This window comes from Pseudomonas sp. P4_C3 (assembly GCF_056402075.1).
Genome location: NZ_JBFUIC010000270.1, coordinates 1 through 5,588, shown reverse-complemented (window position 1 = coordinate 5,588; position 5,588 = coordinate 1). Strand labels below are relative to the sequence as shown.

The following is a 5,588-nucleotide window of genomic DNA, read 5'->3' as shown; positions in this document are numbered from 1 at the left end:
GTTCTGCCCGAATGCCAAGATCATTCACATCGACATCGACCCGGCTTCGATCTCCAAGACCATCAAGGCCGATGTGCCTATCGTGGGTCCGGTCGAGAGTGTCCTGACCGAAATGGTCGCGATCCTCAAGGAAATCGGCGAGACCCCGAACAAGGAGTCCGTTGCCAGCTGGTGGAAGCAGGTTGACGAGTGGCGTGGTGATCGCGGCCTGTTCCCTTATGACAAGGGCGACGGTAGCGTCATCAAGCCGCAAACCGTGATCGAAACCCTGTGCGAAGTGACCAAGGGCGACGCCTTTGTGACCTCCGACGTGGGCCAGCACCAGATGTTTGCTGCGCAGTACTACAAGTTCAACAAACCGAACCGCTGGATCAACTCCGGTGGCCTGGGCACCATGGGCTTCGGTTTTCCGGCGGCCATGGGCATTCAGTTGAGCTACCCGGATGCCGACGTTGCCTGTGTAACGGGCGAAGGCAGTATCCAGATGAACATCCAGGAACTGTCCACCTGTCTGCAATACGGTTTGCCGGTAAAAATCGTCATTCTGAACAACGGCGTTCTGGGTATGGTTCGTCAGTGGCAGGACATGAGCTATGGCAGCCGTCACTCGCACTCCTACATGGAGTCGTTGCCTGACTTCGTCAAGCTGGCAGAAGCCTATGGTCACGTTGGCGTGCGCATCACTGAATCGAAAGATTTGAAGTCGAAGATGGAAGAAGCGTTCGCCATGAAAGATCGCCTGGTGGTGATCGATATTTCGGTCGATACCAGTGAGCACGTCTACCCGATGCAGATCAAAGACGGCTCCATGCGCGATATGTGGCTGAGCAAGACGGAGCGTACCTAATCATGCGGCACATTATTTCCTTGCTTCTGGAAAACGAACCCGGTGCTCTGTCTCGTGTGGTTGGCCTGTTCTCGCAGCGCAACTACAACATCGAAAGCCTGACCGTGGCCCCGACCGAAGACCCGACCCTGTCGCGTCTGACGCTGACCACGGTTGGTCACGATGAAGTCATCGAGCAGATCACCAAGAACCTGAACAAGCTGATCGAAGTGGTAAAACTGGTCGACCTGTCGGAGAGTGCTCACATCGAGCGCGAACTGATGCTGGTCAAGGTCAAGGCCACCGGCGCCCAGCGTGCCGAGATCAAGCGCACTACCGACATTTACCGTGGACAGATCGTCGATGTCAGCGCCAGCGTGTATACCGTTCAACTGACCGGTACCAGCGACAAGCTCGACAGCTTCATTCAGTCCATTGGCACCGCCTCGATTCTGGAAACCGTCCGTAGTGGCGTGACCGGCATTGCCCGCGGCGACAAAGTACTCAGCATCTAAACCAAATTAGCGAACGGCCTGAACGGCCTGATATAGGGGAAATTCATGAAAGTTTTCTACGATAAAGACTGCGACCTGTCGATCATCCAGGGCAAGAAAGTTGCCATCATCGGTTACGGTTCCCAGGGCCACGCTCAAGCGTGCAACCTGAAAGATTCCGGCGTTGACGTGACTGTCGGCCTGCGTAAAGGTTCGGCTACCGTTGCCAAGGCTGAAGCCCACGGCCTGAAAGTGACCGACGTTGCTTCTGCCGTTGCAGCTGCCGACCTGGTCATGATCCTGACCCCGGACGAATTCCAGTCCTCCCTGTACAAGAACGAAATCGAGCCGAACATCAAGAAAGGCGCCACCCTGGCCTTCTCCCACGGCTTCGCGATCCACTACAACCAGGTTGTGCCGCGCGCTGACCTCGACGTGATCATGATCGCGCCGAAGGCTCCAGGCCATACCGTACGTTCCGAGTTCGTGAAGGGCGGCGGTATCCCTGACCTGATCGCTATCTACCAGGACGCCTCGGGCAACGCCAAGAACGTCGCTCTGTCCTACGCTGCCGGCGTTGGCGGCGGTCGTACCGGCATCATCGAAACCACCTTCAAGGACGAGACCGAAACCGACCTGTTCGGCGAACAAGCCGTTCTGTGCGGCGGTACCGTTGAGCTGGTCAAGGCCGGTTTCGAAACTCTGGTTGAAGCTGGCTACGCGCCGGAAATGGCCTACTTCGAGTGCCTGCACGAACTGAAGCTGATCGTTGACCTCATGTACGAAGGCGGTATCGCCAACATGAACTACTCGATCTCCAACAACGCCGAATACGGCGAGTACGTGACCGGTCCGGAAGTGATCAACGCCGAATCCCGTCAGGCCATGCGCAACGCCCTGAAACGTATTCAGGACGGCGAATACGCCAAGATGTTCATCAGCGAAGGTGCTACCGGCTATCCTTCGATGACCGCCAAGCGTCGTAACAACGCCGCTCACGGTATCGAAATCATCGGCGAGCAACTGCGCTCCATGATGCCGTGGATCGGTGCCAACAAGATCGTCGACAAAGCTAAAAACTAAGTCACGCCCTTGTACGAAAAACGCGGCTTAGGCCGCGTTTTTTCGTTTGGGGGGCCGGTTCTGGTATAAAGCTGCATCGTTTGCGGCCGAACCGTCGTCCCAGACACCTGTCCAGACTTTCCACCCCGTTGCAAGGTAATGTCCATGAGCGAACGCCCCGAAGAGCCAAACCAGGCTTCTGACGCCGAAAGCCTGCTGCCCATCGATGAACATGTCGAGGAAGGGCATGACGCTGAAGGTCGTAAAGTCCGGCATCGTGGTATCTATCTTCTGCCGAATCTGTTCACCACTGCGAACCTGTTCGCAGGGTTCTATTCCATCATCAACTCGATGAGCGCCCAGGCGGCTTTGAGTGCCGGTGACTCGGCCAATGCGAGCAAGTATTTTGCGTTTGCAGCCATCGCGATCTTCGTTGCCATGGTGCTCGACGGTCTTGATGGTCGCGTGGCCCGCATGACCAATACCCAGAGCGCCTTTGGTGCCGAGTACGACTCGCTGTCGGACATGGTTGCCTTTGGTGTGGCGCCGGCATTGCTGGCCTTCGGTTGGGCCTTGGGTGACATGGGCAAGGTTGGCTGGATGGTCGCCTTCATCTATGTGGCGGGCGCGGCATTGCGTCTCGCGCGTTTCAACACTCAAGTCGGTACGGCGGACAAGCGCTACTTCATCGGCCTGGCCAGCCCTGCTGCGGCGGGTGTGGTTGCAGGCATCGTCTGGGCGTTCAGCGATTACGGTATCCAGGGGTCGAAGATGTCCTTCCTGGTTGCGCTGATGGTTGCTGCGGCCGGCATGCTGATGGTCAGCAACATCAAGTACAACAGCTTCAAGGAACTGGATTTGAAAGGCCGTGTGCCGTTCGTGGCGATCCTCGCGGTAGTGCTGGTGTTCGCGGTTGTTTTCAGTGATCCGCCGCGCATCCTGCTGTTGGTGTTTCTCGCCTATGCAGCCTCCGGCCCGGTTCAATACCTGTTACGTCTTCGCCGTAACAAGAGCGCGTAATTTCCCTCATACTCCGCAGTCTATGGGTGCATCTGTCCTCCAAAGCTGCGGAGTAACCATGCTGATCAAAGTCCCCAGAACGTCCGACTGCCATGAGTCGGACGTCACGCCTGAATCCCTCTATCTATCTCGACGCAAAGTGCTCGGCGCCACGGTTGCCGGCTTCGCTCTGGGCGGCCTGCCGCAATGGGCCAGCGCTGGCGATGCTGTGCGTTATCCGGATGTCGAGCCCGGCAAGGCGCCTGCCTGGTTCAGCGAAAAACTTCCGACCACCCGGTGGGGCGCGGTCAGCGTCAAGGATGAGGCGATCACGCCGTTCAAGGATGCGACCCACTACAACAACTTCTACGAGTTCGGCACCGACAAAGGTGATCCGGCCGCGAATGCCGGCACGCTGAAGGCGGAGCCGTGGTCGGTGGTGGTGGACGGGGAGGTGGGCAAGCCTGGGCGGTATGCGCTGGAGGACTTCATGAAACCGTATCAGCTGGAGGAGCGAGTCTACCGGCTGCGTTGCGTGGAAGCCTGGTCGATGGTCATTCCCTGGATCGGTTTTCCGCTCTCGGCCTTGCTCAAGGAGGTCGAGCCGACCTCGAAAGCCAGATTCATCCGCTTCGAAACCCTGCAGGATCCCAAAAGCATGCCGGGTCAGYGCTCCGGTTTTGCCTTGATCGACTGGCCCTATATAGAAGGGCTGCGTCTGGATGAGGCGATGAACCCATTGGCGATTCTTGCGGTGGGTATGTATGGGCGTGAGTTGCCGAATCAAAACGGCGCGCCGTTGCGGTTGGTGGTGCCTTGGAAATATGGCTTCAAGAGCATCAAGTCCATCGTGCGCATCAGTCTGGTCAGCGAGCAGCCGAAAACCACCTGGCAGAGCATTGCTGCGAATGAATATGGCTTTTATGCGAACGTGAATCCCACGGTTGATCATCCTCGCTGGACTCAGGCGCGTGAACGCCGCCTGCCCAGTGGTTTGTTCAAGCCCAATGTGCGCGACACACAAATGTTCAACGGCTACTCAGAGGAAGTCGCCTCTCTATATACGGGGCTCGACCTGAGGAAGAACTACTGATGCGCTATCCGTTTTGGCGTGTCGGTGTCTTTGTCGTGGTGCTGGTGTGGCCGCTGCTGTGGTTGTACCAGGCCTGGGAGGATGTCCTCGGGCCGGATCCGGGCAAGGTACTGGTTGATCGACTGGGTTTGGGGGCGCTTGTTCTGCTGCTTGTAACCTTAAGCATGATGCCTTTGCAGAAGCTCACCGGTTGGGCGGGGTGGAATGCCGTGCGGCGACAGTTGGGATTGTGGTGCTTTGCCTATGTGCTGCTCCACCTCAGTAGTTATTGCGCATTCATACTTGGTTTTGACTGGTCGCAGCTGGGTGTCGAGTTGCGCAAGCGGCCTTACATTATTGTCGGTGCGCTGGGCTTTCTTGGTTTGCTGGCATTGGCGGTGACTTCCAATCGATACAGTCAGCGGCGATTGGGTGTTCACTGGAAGAAGTTGCATCGCCTGGCTTATGTAATTCTCGGGCTTGGATTACTGCATATGCTCTGGATTGTGCGTGCCGACCTGAAGGAGTGGGTGATCTATGCATCTATAGGTGCATTGCTGTTAGTGCTGCGGCTACCGCCTTTGGCTCGTCGAATCCCGCGTTTAATGGCTAAAAAGGGCTCTTCTGCCAAAAAGGCGTAAATAGTGGTTGACGGCAGATTACAGGTGTCTATAATTCGCCCCACTTCCGGCGCAGTCGAAACGGAAACTCCTTGGTAAACAATGAGTTATGCAGTTTTCGGCAGCAGGTTGCTTCAGGTCATCGAAGCCAAAAGGGAGTTGAAAAAGAGGTGTTGACAGCAGCGTGTAACGCTGTAGAATTCGCCTCCCGCTGATGAGAGATCTGAAGCGCAAGTGGTTGAAGTTGWWAAGGAWWCYTKGAAAACTTCTGAAAAATACCACTTGACAGCAARTGAGGCTGCTGTAGAATGCGCGCCTCGGTTGAGACGAAAGCTCTTAACCAACCGCTCTTTAACAACTGAATCAAGCAATTCGTGTGGGTGCTTGTGGAGTCAGACTGCTAGTCAACAGATTATCAGCATCACAAGTTACTCCGCGAGAAATCAAAGATGTAACCAACGATTGCTGAGCCAAGTTTAGGGTTTTCTCAAAACCCAAAGATGTTTGAACTGAAG

Annotated in this window: 6 protein-coding genes; all 6 read left to right on the top strand. The window is 56.2% G+C overall.

Features of this window, described 5'->3' with window-relative positions; genetic code table 11:
* On the top strand, window positions 1–847 hold an 847-nt coding region (locus AC1DVH_RS25350), incomplete at its 5' end, for a thiamine pyrophosphate-dependent enzyme (RefSeq protein ID WP_477756116.1).
* A gap of 2 nt (window positions 848–849) precedes the next feature.
* On the top strand, window positions 850–1,341 hold the full coding sequence (ilvN, locus tag AC1DVH_RS25345; protein ID WP_003176102.1) for an acetolactate synthase small subunit: 492 nt from the start codon (window positions 850–852) through the stop codon (window positions 1,339–1,341).
* A gap of 45 nt (window positions 1,342–1,386) precedes the next feature.
* Entirely contained in the window at window positions 1,387–2,403 is a 1,017-nt protein-coding gene (gene ilvC, locus AC1DVH_RS25340; protein WP_003228216.1) for a ketol-acid reductoisomerase, read from the top strand.
* Window positions 2,404–2,547: 144 nt separating this feature from the next.
* Window positions 2,548–3,402, top strand: coding sequence for a CDP-diacylglycerol--serine O-phosphatidyltransferase (pssA, locus tag AC1DVH_RS25335; RefSeq protein ID WP_007971084.1), 855 nt, complete (start codon window positions 2,548–2,550; stop codon window positions 3,400–3,402).
* Between the two features lie 58 nt (window positions 3,403–3,460).
* A complete protein-coding gene (msrP, locus tag AC1DVH_RS25330) occupies window positions 3,461–4,474 on the top strand; it encodes a protein-methionine-sulfoxide reductase catalytic subunit MsrP (RefSeq protein ID WP_477756115.1) in 1,014 nt (337 codons plus the stop codon).
* On the top strand, window positions 4,474–5,094 hold the full coding sequence (gene msrQ / locus AC1DVH_RS25325; protein ID WP_477756114.1) for a protein-methionine-sulfoxide reductase heme-binding subunit MsrQ: 621 nt from the start codon (window positions 4,474–4,476) through the stop codon (window positions 5,092–5,094). Before msrP ends, msrQ begins: the two co-directional genes overlap by 1 nt.
* The last annotated feature ends 494 nt before the right edge of the window (window positions 5,095–5,588 follow it).

Bases quoted from the DNA above. Each gene is read 5' to 3' on its own strand.
- ilvN (WP_003176102.1), top strand. From the start codon at position 850: ATGCGGCACATTATTTCCTTGCTTCTGGAAAACGAACCCGGTGCTCTG.
- ilvC (WP_003228216.1), top strand. From the start codon at position 1,387: ATGAAAGTTTTCTACGATAAAGACTGCGACCTGTCGATCATCCAGGGC.
- pssA (WP_007971084.1), top strand. From the start codon at position 2,548: ATGAGCGAACGCCCCGAAGAGCCAAACCAGGCTTCTGACGCCGAAAGC.
- msrQ (WP_477756114.1), top strand. From the start codon at position 4,474: ATGCGCTATCCGTTTTGGCGTGTCGGTGTCTTTGTCGTGGTGCTGGTG.